The organism is Microbacterium proteolyticum (genome assembly GCF_030818075.1).
GTDB classification, from domain to species: domain Bacteria; phylum Actinomycetota; class Actinomycetes; order Actinomycetales; family Microbacteriaceae; genus Microbacterium; species Microbacterium proteolyticum_A.
This window is the reverse complement of record NZ_JAUSZZ010000001.1, coordinates 813,775-828,510: the sequence shown is the minus strand read 5'-3', so window position 1 is coordinate 828,510 and position 14,736 is coordinate 813,775. Positions and strand designations below refer to the sequence as shown.

Annotated in this window: 15 protein-coding genes and 1 pseudogene; 7 read left to right on the top strand and 9 right to left on the bottom strand. The window is 64.8% G+C overall.

Annotation, left to right across the window (positions count from 1 at the left end; genetic code table 11):
* Positions 1–9: 9 nt before the first annotated feature.
* Positions 10–63, bottom strand: a pseudogene (locus QE392_RS17490) (hypothetical protein); the annotation flags it as partial.
* 142 nt (positions 64–205) lie between these two features.
* Between QE392_RS17490 and QE392_RS03935 the strand changes: the two are divergent.
* Positions 206–1,282: an alkene reductase gene (locus QE392_RS03935; protein WP_307448202.1), complete on the top strand. Its 1,077-nt coding sequence runs from the start codon at positions 206–208 to the stop codon at positions 1,280–1,282.
* Positions 1,283–1,407: 125 nt separating this feature from the next.
* On the opposite strand, the gene QE392_RS03930 is transcribed toward QE392_RS03935, so the two are convergent.
* The 4 genes from QE392_RS03930 to QE392_RS03915 all read right to left on the bottom strand — a co-directional run bounded on the left by QE392_RS03930 (position 1,408) and on the right by QE392_RS03915 (position 4,401).
* Complete coding sequence (locus QE392_RS03930; RefSeq protein WP_307448198.1) at positions 1,408–2,493, bottom strand: DUF2510 domain-containing protein; 1,086 nt, start codon at positions 2,491–2,493, stop codon at positions 1,408–1,410.
* 136 nt (positions 2,494–2,629) lie between these two features.
* Complete coding sequence (locus tag QE392_RS03925) at positions 2,630–2,845, bottom strand: hypothetical protein (RefSeq protein ID WP_307448195.1); 216 nt, start codon at positions 2,843–2,845, stop codon at positions 2,630–2,632.
* Position 2,846: 1 nt separating this feature from the next.
* Entirely contained in the window at positions 2,847–3,410 is a 564-nt protein-coding gene (locus tag QE392_RS03920; protein ID WP_307448192.1) for a dihydrofolate reductase family protein, read from the bottom strand.
* Between the two features lie 4 nt (positions 3,411–3,414).
* The gene (locus QE392_RS03915) at positions 3,415–4,401 is read right to left on the bottom strand and encodes a helix-turn-helix transcriptional regulator (protein ID WP_307454011.1); all 987 of its coding nucleotides are present in this window, start codon (positions 4,399–4,401) and stop codon (positions 3,415–3,417) included.
* 97 nt (positions 4,402–4,498) lie between these two features.
* On the opposite strand from QE392_RS03915, the gene QE392_RS03910 reads away from it, so the two are divergent.
* Together QE392_RS03910 and QE392_RS03905 are read left to right on the top strand one after the other, a co-directional pair.
* Entirely contained in the window at positions 4,499–4,954 is a 456-nt protein-coding gene (locus tag QE392_RS03910; protein WP_307448189.1) for a VOC family protein, read from the top strand.
* Positions 4,932–5,252: a hypothetical protein gene (locus QE392_RS03905; RefSeq protein WP_307448186.1), complete on the top strand. Its 321-nt coding sequence runs from the start codon at positions 4,932–4,934 to the stop codon at positions 5,250–5,252. The genes QE392_RS03910 and QE392_RS03905 overlap by 23 nt, the downstream gene beginning before the upstream one ends.
* Positions 5,253–5,290: 38 nt before the next feature.
* Here QE392_RS03905 and QE392_RS03900 read toward each other — a convergent pair whose 3' ends face one another.
* The 3 genes from QE392_RS03900 to QE392_RS03890 are packed head-to-tail and all read right to left on the bottom strand — an operon-like array spanning position 5,291 to position 9,956.
* Positions 5,291–7,840, bottom strand: a complete 2,550-nt coding sequence (locus tag QE392_RS03900; RefSeq protein ID WP_307448183.1) for a DEAD/DEAH box helicase family protein — start codon at positions 7,838–7,840, stop codon at positions 5,291–5,293.
* Complete coding sequence (locus QE392_RS03895; protein WP_307448181.1) at positions 7,837–9,369, bottom strand: Eco57I restriction-modification methylase domain-containing protein; 1,533 nt, start codon at positions 9,367–9,369, stop codon at positions 7,837–7,839. The genes QE392_RS03900 and QE392_RS03895 overlap by 4 nt, the downstream gene beginning before the upstream one ends.
* Positions 9,366–9,956: a hypothetical protein gene (locus QE392_RS03890; protein WP_307448179.1), complete on the bottom strand. Its 591-nt coding sequence runs from the start codon at positions 9,954–9,956 to the stop codon at positions 9,366–9,368. Before QE392_RS03890 ends, QE392_RS03895 begins: the two co-directional genes overlap by 4 nt.
* A gap of 315 nt (positions 9,957–10,271) precedes the next feature.
* On the opposite strand from QE392_RS03890, the gene QE392_RS03885 reads away from it, so the two are divergent.
* From QE392_RS03885 to QE392_RS03875, 3 genes are all read left to right on the top strand, one after another.
* Positions 10,272–10,922 carry a DUF262 domain-containing protein gene (locus QE392_RS03885; protein ID WP_307448177.1) on the top strand — a complete coding sequence of 217 codons (651 nt, stop codon included), beginning with the start codon at positions 10,272–10,274 and terminating at the stop codon, positions 10,920–10,922.
* An 81-nt stretch (positions 10,923–11,003) separates the two neighbouring features.
* Positions 11,004–11,303, top strand: a complete 300-nt coding sequence (locus QE392_RS03880; RefSeq protein ID WP_307448175.1) for a hypothetical protein — start codon at positions 11,004–11,006, stop codon at positions 11,301–11,303.
* A 228-nt stretch (positions 11,304–11,531) separates the two neighbouring features.
* A complete protein-coding gene (locus QE392_RS03875; protein ID WP_307448173.1) occupies positions 11,532–12,080 on the top strand; it encodes a hypothetical protein in 549 nt (182 codons plus the stop codon).
* Here the strand turns inward: QE392_RS03875 and QE392_RS03870 are convergent.
* On the bottom strand, positions 12,025–12,924 hold the full coding sequence (locus tag QE392_RS03870; protein ID WP_307448170.1) for an endo alpha-1,4 polygalactosaminidase: 900 nt from the start codon (positions 12,922–12,924) through the stop codon (positions 12,025–12,027). The genes QE392_RS03875 and QE392_RS03870 overlap by 56 nt on opposite strands.
* 209 nt (positions 12,925–13,133) lie before the next feature.
* Between QE392_RS03870 and QE392_RS03865 the strand changes: the two genes are divergently transcribed.
* Positions 13,134–14,441 (top strand): hypothetical protein, encoded by a 1,308-nt coding sequence (locus QE392_RS03865; RefSeq protein WP_307448168.1) that lies wholly within the window; start codon positions 13,134–13,136, stop codon positions 14,439–14,441.
* The last annotated feature ends 295 nt before the right edge of the window (positions 14,442–14,736 follow it).

The window sequence follows — 14,736 nt, the reverse complement described above, 5'->3', positions numbered from 1 at the left end:
GAAACACTCGCGAACGGGCGCGGGGATCTTCGCGACGGCCTCGCCGATGCGGATCAGTCCCATCTCGACGGCCCACTGCGCCCGTACATCGTCGATCTCGCTCGCGCGTCAAGCCTCCCGGCCGCGTCAGATCGCCCCGGTGGAATAGGCAGCCGCCTCCCCTCGTTGGGATGCCGTGGCCCTGTTCCCCCGTGAAAGGACTCTCGTGAGCCTGTTCAGCCCCACCACCGTCGGCGCCGTCGACGTCCGTAACCGTGTGTCGCTCGCCCCGATGACCCGCCTGCGCGCCGGCGCCGACGGCGTTCCCGGACACCTCGTGGCGACCTACTACGCGCAGCGCGCGGGCATCGGCCTGCTCGTCACCGAGGGCGTCTACCCCAGCGACGAGTCGAAGGCGTACCCGGGTCAGCCGGGCATCGTCACCGACGCGCAGGCCGCCGGGTGGGCGAAGGTGGCGGATGCCGTGCACGCCGAGGGCGGCATCGTCTTCATGCAGCTCATGAACGGCGGACGCGTCACGCACCCCGCCATCACCGGCACCGACCGCATCGTCGCCCCCTCGGCGATCGCGATCGACGGCGATGTGCGCCTCGCCGACGGCTCGAAGGTGCCCTACGCCACGCCCCACGCCCTCGAGACCGCGGAGCTCGCGACCGTGCGCGACGAGTTCGTCGCCGCCGCCCGCAAGGCAGTGGATGCCGGCATCGACGGCGTCGAGCTGCACGCGGCCAACGGCTACCTGCTGCACGAGTTCCTCTCCCCCGCCTCCAACCAGCGCACCGACGCCTACGGCGGATCGCCCGAGGCCCGCGCCCGCTTCGTCATCGAGGTCGCCCAGGCCGTCGTGGCCGAGGTCGGCGCCGACCGCGTCGGCATCCGGATCTCGCCCGCCCACAACATCCAGGACGTGTGGGAGAAGGACGACGCCGAGACCCGCGCCACCTACGAAGCCCTCATCGCCGGCCTCGCGCCCCTGGGCCTGGCGTACCTGAGCGTGCTGCACGCCGACCCCGCCGGCGACCTGATCCAGGACCTCCGCCGCGCCTTCGGCGGCACGTTCATCGTGAATTCCGGCTTCTCGGCGGTCACCACCCGCGACGAGGCCGTGTCGGCGGTCGCCGACGGCATCGCCGACCTGGTTGCCGTGGGCCGCCCGGCCATCGCCAACCCCGACCTCGTCGCGCGCTGGGAGCAGGGCGCCGACGAGAACGAGGTCGACCAGGCCACGGTCTACGGCGGCGGCGAGCGCGGCTACACCGACTACCCCGTGCTGCAGGGCTGACGCGGAGAGAGGGCCGGGGCGGCGGTCCGCCTGACCGCGGACCGCGAGTTCCCCCTCACACGGTCGATGTGCGACCGAGGGCCACGGAGGATCGTCCCCCGTGGCCCTCGTCTCATTGCCCGGCGTCAGAGGTGAGGGTAGGCCTCGACCGTGCTGTCCAGCGGCACGCTCCACAACGGAACGTTCCACGCGACCGTGCCGCCCGCGGGCACCCGATCCGTGTAGGTGAAGTTGACACCGACGATCTTCCCGCCGCCGTCGCGGGCGAGGAGGTCGACGCGAACCATGTCCTGGTCTTCGGAGAACTTGCTGGTGAGGGTGCCGTTCACGGTCAGCCAGTCGAATTCGGAGCCCGTCGTCACCTCGCCCACGGTGAAGGTTCCCGTCTCATAGGTCGGTGAATACGTGGCCGCGTCGGAGGTCGGTCCGCGCACCTCGATGCGGTCGATCTGCGCCGATCCCACGTTGAAGAACGTCCCGACGTACCACGAGGTGCCCGTCAGGATCGTGCTGTAGTCGGTGCCGGTGTCGATCAGCACGCCGTTCGCGTCGTAAGCCTCCACATCGATACCGGCATTGCCGTACACGTAGTCCTCGTTGGGGTTGGTGAGCTGCACGGCGTACCACCCCACACCGCTCTCGGTGTCCATGCCGAAGGCGGTCTCCCCCACCACCAGGTCCTGGGCGGCCGCGGCCGGCTCCTGCGCGGTGCTCGGCGCCTCGCCGGTCGACCCCTCCTCGACCACGTCGGAGCTGCCGATCTCCCCGGTCACGGTGCTGTCCACCGCGTCGCTGAACGCACCGGCCACGACCGCGATGAACACGGCCGCCCCGACGATCGTCCCCACGACCGAAACGATGATCGCGGTCACGCCCTGCCACTTGGGCTTATCTTTCTGGAAGAGGGCGACGATGCCGAGGATGAAGCTGATCGGGAGCAGAATCCACCCGACGATCAGCGCACCGGGAATGCAGGCGAAGATGAATCCGACGGCGGCCACCGCGAGCGCCACGATTCCGAGCACGTTGCGCGCCTTCTTCTCGGATGCGGGCGCTGTCTGCGGCACGACCTCGTGACCCGTGTGAGCGGGATCGGTCACAACGGGGCGAACCTGGTCGGTCCACTCGGCGCCGTCCCAGTAGCGCTCCTGCCCATCGACGCCCGCGGGGAACCAGCCTGCGGGTGCGGTCGGAGTTGTTGAATCGGTCAAGATGTTTTCCCCCACGGAAAGGGTCACGTCGAAAGCCGTGACCAGAGTAGAAATGCTCCCCGGAGACGGGCGAGCCGCGATCAGTCTACGAAGCGCTCAGCGGATTCATACCTGACGCCCCAGGCGCACTCAGGCTTCAGCGGGCGTCGGCATCCTGCGACTCGGCGAGCGCGCTCGGCGGGCCCGCCGACTCGAGCGCCGCGACCGACAGCCGGCGGCGGTCGATCTCGATCCCCTCCGGCCGCGCATCCGCGCCGGCGGCGGCGGCGGTCTCAATCCGCTCCGGCCGCGCATCCCCGCCGGCCCCGGGTCGGCCGGCGGCGTGTGGGGTCCCGCGGTCGAGCGGGTGCATCTCAGCGGACGGGACGGTACCTCCGCATCGACGCACCCGACCCGAACGACCGCTGCTCCACCAGCTCGAGCGTCATCTGATCCCGGATGCCATCCAGCAACCGCGGCCCTCGCCCCGCGATCACCGGGTGCACGACGAATGTGTACTCGTCGATGAGCCCGTGCGCGGCGAGCGCCGCCGGCAGCTGCACACCGCCCAGCGCGATCCCCCGGCCAGAACGCTCCTTCAGCGCCCGAACGGCCTCCACCACATCGCCGCGGATCAGCTCGGCATTCCAATCGACAACGTCGAGAGACCTGGATGCCACGACCTTCCGCATCGGATCCATCACTTCCGAGAACGCCACCTCGCTGGCATCCATCCACTCGGGCCACTCCCCCGACTCCGGTCGACGCCACGCCCCCTGCATGAGCTCGTACGTCACGCGGCCGTAGAGCAGGGTGCCCGAGCGGCGCAGCTCGTCGGTCCAGAACGCCATGGACTCGGCGTCCGGCGGCAGGCCCGCCTCGTGGTGGACGCAGCCGTCGAGGGTGACGTTGATGGCGTAGCGGAGGGGTTGGGTCATGTCGCTAGCTTCCTCGCCGGGACTCCGCCGCGGAAGTGCCCGCCGCCGCGAACCGCCCCGCCTGCACCGCGAACGCCTCCGCCAACTCCGGCGGCCCTAAGACCTCCATCGGCACCTCGAACCGCCCGAACGATGCGGCGAGCGCACCCCACGACCACGACCCCACCTCAAGTGTGCAGCGGTCGTCGTCGACGGCTGTGACAACACCGTCTCCCGCGAAGGGCAGCACGTCGCGAGCCGGCGCATGCAGCAACACCGTCCCCCGGCAGGGCCACTCGTTCACGTCCGACCCCTTGAATCGCGCCGAAACGAACGCGTCGACGTCGCCGCCCGGCACGACCCGCGGCGTGAACGGCGCCCCCGACGGCATCCGCGGTCGCACTCGATCCGCCGAGTACAACCGCCAGTCCTCCCGGTCGAGGTCCCACCCGAGCAGGTACCACCGGCCCTGCGACGCGACGAGGTGATGCGGCTCCGCCCGACGGGCCTGCGCGTCTCCCTCGCCCCGCGGTAGGTAGTCGAAGCGCACCGTCACCCGGTCGCGCAGCGCCTGGGCGAGCGACAACAGCACGTCGAGCGGAACGACCGGCGCTGGCGCCTCGCCCGCACGCCCGACCGTCGTCACCTCGACCGCGTCGAGCCGATGCCGCAGCCGCGACGGCAGCACCTGCCGCATGGTCGCGAGCGCGCGCACCGCCGCCTCGCCGATGCCCGCCCCCAGCGCCGGGGCCGCACGCAGCGCGATCGCGACCGCGAGCGCCTGATCGTCGTCGAACAGCAGCGGAGGCATGTCGCTGCCCGCTTCGAGGCGGTAGCCGCCGTCGGGGCCCATCGTCGAGCCGATGCGGTAGCCCATCTCGCGCAGACGGTCGATATCGCGCCGCACCGTGCGATCGCTGACCTCAAGCCGCGACGCCAGTACCGATCCCGGCCAGTCGCGCCGAGCCTGCAAGAGCGACAACAGGGTGAGCAAACGAGACGTCGTGGCCATGGCATCCACGATATTTCGAGTACCGGACAGAACCCGACCTACATGGCTGAGATCTTCGATGTACGAGCCCCGCGGGCCGACACATCGAGGAGCAGACATGTCCGTGCAGACCACCACCCACCTGAACTTCCGCGGCGACGCCCGTGAGGCGCTCGCGTTCTACCAGTCCGTCTTCGGCGGACACCTCGTCGTCACCACCTACGCCGATTTCGGGATGCCGGCCGAGACCCCCGGATCCGACAAAGTCGTCTTCGGCCTCGTCGCCGCCGAGAACGGCTTCCGCCTCATGGGCTACGACATCCCCGACCGCACCGAGGGCGGCATCGCCGGCGGCGGCGCCACCCACCGCGAGAACAACACGACGATCACCGACCAGGCGGTGTTCGTCGCGATCAGCTCGCCCACGCTCGAGGAGTTGCAGGGCTACTGGGATGGGTTGGCGGCGGATGCCACGATCGTCGAGCCCCTGGCCGCATCGGCGTGGAGCGCGGGGTTCGGGATGCTGACCGACCGGTTCGGTGTGACGTGGAGTGTGTCGGTCGCGGCGGAGTGACGTTCAGGGTCGCGGCGCGCACCTGCTTCGCGTCGCGGCCGCCCGCCGGCTCTTAGATGCCGACCGCTCGAGCGACCTCATCCAGGATCTCCGCCGCACCTTCGGCGGCACCTTCATCGTCAACTCCGGCTTCTCGCGCATGACCACGCGCGACGAGGCCGTCACGGCCGTCGAGGAGAACATCGCCGACCTCATCGCCGTCGGTCGCCCCGCCATCGCCAACCCCGGTCGAATCGCGCGCAACAATTTCGCGCTGAGCGCCCGTGGGGTATGCACCGACGTTTGGCCCATGCTATGAGACGCCTCAGACATCCTGGGGCGGCGGAACCGTGGAACCTACGGCGCTTGGACAGGAGGTGAGCTGGATTCTGGACCGGTATCCACGACCGTGTCCCAGACGCCGACCTTGCCACCGAGTGCTTGGAACGGATCCTCCTCGGCGTATCGCAAGCTCGCGTTCTCGAACTGGCGGAACTGGTGAATCGCGAAGTTAAGGTGCTGCGTGTTGAAGACGCCGAGGTCCGCGAGCATCGTGAAGTCGCCGATGGTGAGACCCGTCACTCGTTCGAAGAGCGCAGGATCGAGCGAGGTAATGACGTCGACCAGTGCGCTCTCGCGATGGTCAGTGAGGTACATGAACACCGGGACGCGCGCGATGAACTTTTGCAATTTCTCTCGAATCTCCTTCCGCTTGTTCGCGTTCTCGCGTGCCTGTCGCTTGTCATCGTCGTCGAGCGGCTCACCCTTCTCGGCTTTCTCGCGCTTGGTGTCTTTGAGCTTCTTGTTGGCCGTAATGATTTTGCCAACTTCGGTCGAGAGGTTGCGGAAGTCTTCGATCTGCTCGAGCGACGCGAGTAGTTCCGGGCTGCCGAGAAGTCGTTGCAAGGTCGCATCGTTGACATCGACAAGTAGGGGCGAGTTCCATCGCTGCGCCAACGCCGTCGCGCCGATTCCCGCAGACGCCCAGTTGAGGACTTCGGTGGCGTCGAGCTTGGCCATACGTGCGCCATCAAACGCGAAGATCGGCAGGTAGTTGATGAGCTCGCCTAGCACCTTCTCCGGCTGCTCCTTCTCACTATTGGCGAGTTTCGTGCCGTACTCCGCGAGGAGGCTGAGCGCACGATTCGGATCGAACTCGAACACGTAGCAAGTGGGTTTCACAACCTTCTTGGGCTCGCCGGCCCGGGAGATAGCCCACGGTGACTGCACTCTGAACGCTGCCTGGAAGTACGACTCGGGGCTTTTAAGGCTGCGGAGCATGAAGATGGCTCCCCATTGCTTGATGGTGACGCCGGTCATGAGCTTGCCGCACGACAGAGTAATCGAGCCCGCCCTACCGTCACGCTCTGCCGACGCGATGGCATCCTCGACGGGCTTCTTCGCCTTCGCGCCCTGGCCAGCGCGCGCGCCCGCGGCGACGTGGATGACGAAGTCCTTGAAGTACGGGTGCCCCTCCAGGAGATCCCTCATCGCACAGCAAGCTGCGACATCGTCCATGTACCAAACCGAGTGTCGGATGCCGTATGCAAACCGGCCCGACTCGTAGGGAAACGGGGGCTTCTGCCCGCTGATAATGTGCGTCTTCTGCTGGTCGGACAGCTTCCCGCGCAACATCTCGAGGAACTCCAGCACACGGTCGGAATCGGCAAAGCCGTAGTCGTACTTTCCGCCGCCATCCTTCTTCGCTGCCCGAAAGTACTCATTCAGCGAGAAGCCGTTAAACTCACCGTCGTCGGCCCACGCTTCGGCGGCGGCACCCATGCGGTAGGTGTACATCTCTATTCGCGGAAGGTCCAGGTACGGGTTCTCGACGTCAGGATTCGACCACCGCTCCTTCTCCTTCTGCTCGTCGATGTACGTCCAGTTGAAGACCTGGTCTTCGGTGAACTCGCCATTCGTGATGGCTCGGAACGGGGTGCCGGACAAGTAGAGGTAATGCTTCGCCTTGAGCCCGAAGTCTTCCTCGACGAGGTCGTCCTCTGGCGCCTCCTCTTCGGCAAGCGCCGTCTCGGACGGGTCATAAAGGTCCCGGGCGGTCTGCCGCCAAGCACCGAAATGATACTCGTCGATGAAGATGGCGTCCCAGTCAATAAGGTGGATCGTCTCGTTATGCTTCTTGATCCGACCATCCGCCGTCTTGCCCTTGAGGTCTTGGAGAGACGCGAACCAGACGAACGGAGCTGTACTGGATGCGATCTGGTCGGCGTCGTCGCTGTCAACGGTACGGTCGACGAACCTCCAGTCCGCGAAATCCACGTGGGACGCAAGGTCGTCCTTCCAGGCGGATTGCACGGCGGGCTTGTAAGTGAGCACGAGCACTCTCGACCAATGCATGTCGGCGGCCAACTTGTAGGCCGTAAACGTCTTGCCGAAGCGCATCTTCGCGTTCCACAAGTAGTGCAACGCACCACTCTCGCCGGCGTGCTGTTTGAAATACCGAGCAGTCTCATCGACTGCGTCCTGCTGCTCGGGGCGAAGGCCAAAGTCCAGGATCCGCTTCACGTCGTACGGGCGGTTCTGCCTAACCGCGACAATGGCGGCACGCACTTCATCAAGGGTGCACTCGAACCATTCCTGGTCACGTCGTACGCCTGCGTCAGTCAGGACATTGTGGACTGCATAGTCGCGGAAATACGTGCCCTCCGACTTATCGGCAAGTTCATCCAGGAGGATGTCGACACCGGCCAGTCCGGGGAACATCGTCCCGGCCCACTGCTTCACGCGCTGCTTGCCTTCGCCGAGGGTGGTGTCGCCGACCTTAATGCGCCCGGTGCCCGTGATGATGGTCCCGTTCACGTCTCGGGACCATTCGACATCGCGACCGCCGTCGGCCGTGACAGCGTAGATGCGTTTCGGGACGGACGGATCGTTCGGGTTGACGCTCACTCGTCCACCACCTGTGCGTTGGCCGGCATCTCTCTTACCTGCGACTCGATGAACTCGATCTCGTCGTCGGTAAGTCCATACCGCTCGTAAAGCTTTTCGTCCGTCCACTGGCGATCCATGGGGAGGTCAGGGATGAACGAGTACACGCCCCGTGCGGCATCCTGCGTCGACTTGCGCAGCGACACGAGAAACCGTGCGAAGCGCGACCGAAGGTAGGCCGCATACCATTCCGCCTCCGCCGACGTTTTGAACCTTCCAGCTACGAGATAGGTCTCCGAAGATGCGGTGCCGGGGCCTCCAACGATTGGACGGCCGAGAAACATCGTCTCGACCGCGGAGCTGGTCCCTTGCACTCGAGTGACGAAGACCTTCCAGTCATCGATCCACGCGTCGTTAAGCGGAATCGTCGAGCGTTCAACCCATGACACCCGTTGCGAACCGAACAGCTTGACCGCGTCGGTCAAGCCTGTGGGCGATGGCGCGCCGTGAAAGTTGGTCGGATACCCGAACGGCTTTCTGCTGGAAACGCGTGACTCAAGAGTCGGCTCACCCTTCGCTCGAACCTTCTCCAGGATGCTGATGGCCTCATTGCGCCGGACGAGCACATCGTAGGCATTCAGATATCGCGCCACCGGCTCCCCGACGGGTTTGCCATCCCACATCGTCTGTATCGTGCATGGCCCGTTATGATCGCGGCTCCAGAGAAAATACGACACCCCGCCGCGCACCTTCACTCCGGGAAATCCGTCGTAGAGCTTGGGGTAGTCGACGAGGTGCTGCATGTGTCGGTCGTTGAGCATGCGGTCTCGATACTTGTCGAGGCCTTTGCCCCCGGCAAACCATCGTGAAGGTGTGATCATCAATACGTAGCGCGGATTCATGTCGATGGCGGCTTCGACGAAGTTCTGGTAGATCGGCGTCGCACTCGTGCCGTGGCCACCGTCCTCCATTTGGAATGGAGGGTTCCCGACGATGACGTCGAACTTCATGTCTTTCAGCTCCTCGGTCGGGTATGCCCCGTGGATGAATGAGTATGCGTAATTCTCGCGATTCTCGCCGCGCTCGATGTCTTCCGAAGCGCCACATATGACGCAGCGTTTGTTCTTGAACGTGTGAAACGCGGGGACAAAGGGCACGTTTCCGTCCGGCGTATCGAACTGCACGACAGACACTTCTCCGGACGCATCTCGCGAGTAGTACAGGCTTCGACGCGCGACAAGACCTGTCATCTCTGTGATCGACGTTCCGAACAGCATGTTCCGGAAGATATGGTCGCGACGTTTTTCGAAGTCCGGTTCCCACTCCGCCAGTCCCGCCAGGAGACGAGTCGCGATCTCGCGAAGAAAGACCCCGGACTTTACGAACGGATCCAGCCACTTGAGGTCGGGGTCGCTCCACACCGACGGCGGAAGAATATCGAGCATCTGGTTGGCGAACTTGGGCGGCGTGGGAACCTCGTCGTTCGAGAGTTGCGCTAGGCAATCGAGGATGTCGGGGATGTGTTTCCGGCTCGTGGCGAGGACGGTCATCGCGAGCCTCCCGCCGACGCCGTGGGTTCCGGACTAGAGCGGAGATCCCGGTAATGCACTGGCGCGCCGTCTCGAGGTGCGAACAACGCGAAGAGGTCACCGTCTTGTGCGTCCAACTGCGACCATTCGCGTGTGAACGTGCCGGTCTTGCCAGGCTGGTAGTCGACGAGCGTGATGTCGCCGCGTCGCAGCATGGAGTCGCCAAGGACGATGTTCGTCTCCAGGATGACCTCGACCGCGTCCGAAAAGCCCGCGGACACTGCACGCGTGTTCATGTCATTGTCGATGTGGGAGGTGATCACAGCACGCAGACGATCTCGAGACTCTTCGACGTTCTCCTCGTTGATGTCGACGGCGTAGATGCTGGCCAGTGCGCGGAGAATGCGGTGTTCATAGCGCTGGCCCGTTCCGTACCGCTCCGTCGTCACGAAAGCGAGTTTGCGCTCGAGAATCTCTTCGAGAAAGTTCCCGGACCCGCAGGACGGCTCGAAGAACTTGCGGTCGGTGTTGCCTGGGTTTTGAACGGACGGGAACATGTCGGGCACAAGATTGAGCATCGCGTTGACTTCTCGCTGATGTGTATACACCTCCGCGAGGTTTCGAACACGATCCCGAGACTTGATCTGACTACGCAACGCTCGCGCTAGCTGCTGGTTCGCTTCACTCACCGCTGGCACTTCCCCACCCTCGCCGGGCCTACGAAAGCGCAGCGTCTCATTGCTGCGCTGCGGCCAACATTACGCGGCACACCCGACATCGAACCCGCAGCGGGCGGGTCAAGTTCCCCACGCACCGCAGGCCGCGAGCCAGTCTCGAGCCATCCTGCAGCGATACTGCAGGATGGCTCGTGGGGAAGAGTCCCCACGTATGTCGCAGTGGAGCATTCGGAGTGGACACCGGCTATGGGCGCAGGTAGCGAAGCACAGAACCGCACGGTGAAGGACTGGTTAATCAGCGTCGACCGCGGCCAACTGCGTCTGCCGAGCTTCCAGCGAGGGGTGGCGTGGGAGCCCAAGCGGGTCGTGTCGATGCTGAACACCGTCATCCACGACCTCCCTCTCGGGGTCGCGCTCGTGCTCAACGTGGGCGACAGAGAGCAGTTCGTCTCTCGCCCTTTGAAGTCGGCGCCGGAGACGAGCGAGTCGGTGACCGAGCACCTCCTGGACGGTCAGCAGCGACTCACCGCCCTGTACCGCGCGCTTCGCGACAAGGACGAGAAGCTCACATACTTCCTTCACGTTCCGGAGCTCGATGACGACCCGCGCAACGATGACGACGATGTCTCGGTCCGCGTGGAGCGGCGTTGGTTCAACGGCAGCGGGACATGGTTCCCGGTGTGGGTTGACTCGCCGCGGGAGTGTCTCCGTCGGGGCCTCGCCCCCGTACGTCTCCTGGATCCTGCTCGCGACGAGGTCACCAACTGGGTGGACACGGCGACGAGCCACCTGGAGCCCGGCGCAGATGTCACGGAGATCTCCGTCTTCAAAGAGATATCTGCGAACGTGACCGCGTTACGCGACAAATTGAAGACGCTAATAAACGCGAAGCGTTAGACAGTCCGGCACCCCAACCTGCCGTACCTCCGCCTTCCGGCGACGACAAGTAAGGACACTGCGCTCAGCGTGTTCGTGAACATGAACACGAACGCTAAGCCGCTGAAGGCCTACGACATCGTCGTTGCGGAGCTTGAGGGTGCGACAGGTAACCGGCTGAAAGAGATGGAGTCAGCACTCGATGCTGAGCACGCGAGGCCAAGGCACTTCCTCTCACTCGATAACGCGGTTCTCCAGACCTCGGCGCTGCTTCAGCACAAGCTCCCAAATCAGCGGGGCTACTTCGACATGGACTACGCAGTGTTCGTCGAGAACTGGCCCCCGGATGAAGCGCGGGCTCGCCCGGGCGATTCATTTGATGGAGTCGCTTCGGATCTTTGACGGCGAGCGGCTGCCTTCCGCCGTTCCGTTCCCTGTGATCGCTGCGCTCCTCGCCGATGCCCCGGAGGATGGGGAAAGGCGCGCCAGCGTGGATCGACTGATGCGTCGGTACGCGTGGCGGTCGTTCTTCACCAACCGTTACGAGGCGACAGCCGCTACGCGGGCGTTCGCTGACTATCGCGGCCTCTCGGCGATTCTGGGGGCACAGGCGATGACAGCGGCGTCCCCGTGTTCAGCGACGACCTCTACCCGCTGCCTGGTGCGCGGGAGCTGATGAGCGCTCCCTGGCCGCGCAACAAGAACTCGCTCTCGCGCGCCGTGCTCGCGGCGTCGAACTACCTCGGTGCCCGCGACTTCGCGGACGACACCGTCATCTCGGCGGCGAACGTGACCCGACGCGAGTATCACCGCGTGTTCCCCAACCAGCTCCTTACCGAAGCTGGCACCGGCTCGATGCTCGCGCTGAACTGCGTGCTCATCACCTGGAAGACCAACCGGACCATCGGCAGGTCAGACCCCATCGCGTACCTCGAGCGACGCGCGGAGAGCGCCCCTGACCCGCGCGACGTCCGCGACCGTCTCGACTCCCACCTCGTTCCGTACGAAGCGGTCGCGTCGGCCGGACCGTACGACCAGCCCGCCGGAGCGGAGCTGCGGGACGCGGTGAAGCCCGACTTTGAGGGCTTCCTTCGCGAGCGCGCAACGCTGATCGAGCGCTTAATCAGTGCCGTGTGTCAGGGTGCGCAGCCGCACTTGCGCGACCTCCGCGAGGCGTAGCGCAGAACTGCTCAGGTGTCGCGGGTGACGTACCGGAGTACCCGCCGCCAGTCAACGGTGACGCGTCCTCTGGACCTCCGCCACCCACTGCTTGAAGAGCCAGTGATCGAGCGCGGATTCGCCGTACTCGATGTCGAGCACCACGGGGTACTCCGCGGTGTACCCCGTGGTGCTCCTCGAACTCGGAGCACGACTCGGTCACCGCGAAGTCGTACCCCCGGGCGCGAAGCGCGGATACCTGATCGACCGTGTTCTTCTGCGCGATGGCGAGCCCCGCGGCGTGAGCGCGCTGTGCATAGGTTGCGGCGAGGGCGAGGTTGTCGTCGACCGTGAGGGCTCCGCCCGACCGCGGGTACGAGTCGAGATTGTCGATCTCCACTGCAGCGAAGCCGTCGGCAGCGCATCCGTCGATCCACTCCCCCACCAGCTCGGCGAGCGCAGCACGCTTGTCAGCGGTCGAGGTGTCGAAGAGGTACTCGTCGGGCCACCCCTCGTCGACGAGCGGGCCGGCCCCGGTCTGCACGAATAGCTCGGGGTGGGCCACAACGAAGGCTTCGGACTCGTCTGGCTGGGTCTGGAAGCCGTTGACGTAGCAGATGTCGTACCCCGCACCGGAAGGATCGGCGGTTCGATCGCGCTCGACGATCGTGACCCCGGACGGTGGCGAATATTTGCCGCCGAGCTGGTAGTCGAACCCGCCCGACGTGTCGGGCAGGCGCACCGCCCGCGCGGCACCCCCACGCCCGGCAGCTGCCGGGTTGTCGCTCGAGGGCGAGCAGGCGGTCGAGAGAAGACATAGCGCGAGCACAGCGACCGCCCGCATCAGCGGTAAGTGCCTGGACATGGATCTAGTCTGCTCAATGGCGACCAGTTCATGGGCCGCTCCCTCACCCCGGCCCGAAGCGGTGCGATGGATTGAGATCTTTCCCGAGTAATCACAAGTGCCCCTGACCAAGAATCTGCCATCTCGATGGCAGATTCGAGCGTCGCGTCTGATAGACGTGGGGGTTAATGCGCGTTGGATGGCGGGTCAAGAGTGCCGAGGGGGTCGACGTGGTCGTGAAGTTGAATGTGAGCAGGACTCAATGGGCGGTTGGGAATGGTTTTTTCCATAGCGGCCGAATCGAGTCATCCGCCAGCGCGGTGGACTACGTGTACGACTGCGGCGCCCTCGATCGGGCGCCTAATCAGGCCTCACTACAACGGGAGGTCGGAGTCAGCGCCGAACGGACGCAGCACATCCGCCTTCTGTTTCTTTCGCACTTCGACTTCGACCATGTGTCCGGGCTGCCGTCCTTGATCGCTGGCGCAACAGTAGACCGCTTTTTCATACCCATGGTCCCTGCCGTTGAAAGGTTATTGACTTTCGCAGCGAATCTGACATTGGGCCTCACCGAGGCCCCGCCAGATGTCCAGGGTTTCTACGAGGAGCTCATCATCAATCCGCCTGGCGCACTGACCTCTTTGACGCAAGGCCAGGCAGAGCCAGCGAGCGTTGTGGTGATCGGACCCACGACATCTGCAGATATCCCACTCAATCGGGGCGTGACAGAGGCCCCGGAGGGACTGACCAGGGATGAAGTTGCTGGAGCTCAGCTTGATGCGAACCTCATACTCGACGTCGAGCCCGCACGGATAACCGCGTCGACGGATGGGGAAGTTGTTTGGGAGTGGGTGACCTTCGTGGCCCAGCAGGCCCTAGATGCTTCTCCAGCGTTCGTCAGTGCGCTCATCAGGGCCAAGCTCATCACAGACGCCAGGGATCTCGATCAGCCTGCTCAGGTCAACGACCTCGTACGGAACCATAGGGAGCTTCTGACGGATGCTTACGAGGAGGCCATGCGAACCGTCGGATCCTCGTTCAACAAGAACTTGACATCTATGATGTTGTATTCCGGGCCTCCGCCTAATTCGCGATCGCGTGTCTACAGGGCACGTGCTAACCCCGCCGAGCGCGCAGAAATCGGGGCCTGGGGGCCTCGGCCAGGATGGCTGGGTTTGGGAGACGCGGATCTGCGGTCGAAGGCTCGCGTGAACGAGGTCAACACCGCGTTCCACAGCCGTAAACCCCTCGTGGGTACTTTTGCTCCCTCGCATCATGGCGCGCGCGATGACTGGAAAATCGAGTTGCTTCAGGGGTTTGATCCCGATCCCACGCGCCTTCCAACCCACGTGTTCGGAGCCTCTGGAGCATATGGGCACCCGCACGATGAGGTGATCCGCGGTATTAACGAGGCGGGGGCGACGACGGTAGTGGTGGGACTACGCGAGTCCTCGAGGTGGACGGAGGCGCTCAGCGTCTACGTCGGAGCTAAAAAATGCCGCAAAAGAGCGTGTCGGTCCGGTCTTTATGGGCACTGAAAGAATGACCGGCTGGGACTGTCCGAGTGGAGCACCATAAGGCATGGGCGTTGGCGTCGGGTCAGGGTTTGCTCGACCCCGGTGCAGGACAGGGCCGTCTTCCCGACAAGTAGAAGCACCCTCCCTGAGCGGGACAACGTAGGACGATACATCGCCGGCACAGTCCCGTGTCCGGCCGCGACATCTGCTCGAACAACGACACAGTGGCCCCCTGTCGGAGCGAGAGACTGCGGAGTCGCCAAGCGACTGACTCCTCTACCGGGAACCGCCCGCTGACCGAACAACCGCAACCCCA

Bases quoted from the DNA above. Each gene is read 5' to 3' on its own strand.
- QE392_RS03925 (WP_307448195.1), bottom strand. From the start codon at position 2,845: ATGCACCCGCTCGACCGCGGGACCCCACACGCCGCCGGCCGACCCGGG.
- QE392_RS03880 (WP_307448175.1), top strand. From the start codon at position 11,004: ATGAACACGAACGCTAAGCCGCTGAAGGCCTACGACATCGTCGTTGCG.
- QE392_RS03910 (WP_307448189.1), top strand. From the start codon at position 4,499: ATGTCCGTGCAGACCACCACCCACCTGAACTTCCGCGGCGACGCCCGT.
- QE392_RS03885 (WP_307448177.1), top strand. From the start codon at position 10,272: ATGGGCGCAGGTAGCGAAGCACAGAACCGCACGGTGAAGGACTGGTTA.
- QE392_RS03915 (WP_307454011.1), bottom strand. From the start codon at position 4,401: ATGGCCACGACGTCTCGTTTGCTCACCCTGTTGTCGCTCTTGCAGGCT.
- QE392_RS03870 (WP_307448170.1), bottom strand. From the start codon at position 12,924: ATGTCCAGGCACTTACCGCTGATGCGGGCGGTCGCTGTGCTCGCGCTA.
- QE392_RS03895 (WP_307448181.1), bottom strand. From the start codon at position 9,369: ATGACCGTCCTCGCCACGAGCCGGAAACACATCCCCGACATCCTCGAT.
- QE392_RS03920 (WP_307448192.1), bottom strand. From the start codon at position 3,410: ATGACCCAACCCCTCCGCTACGCCATCAACGTCACCCTCGACGGCTGC.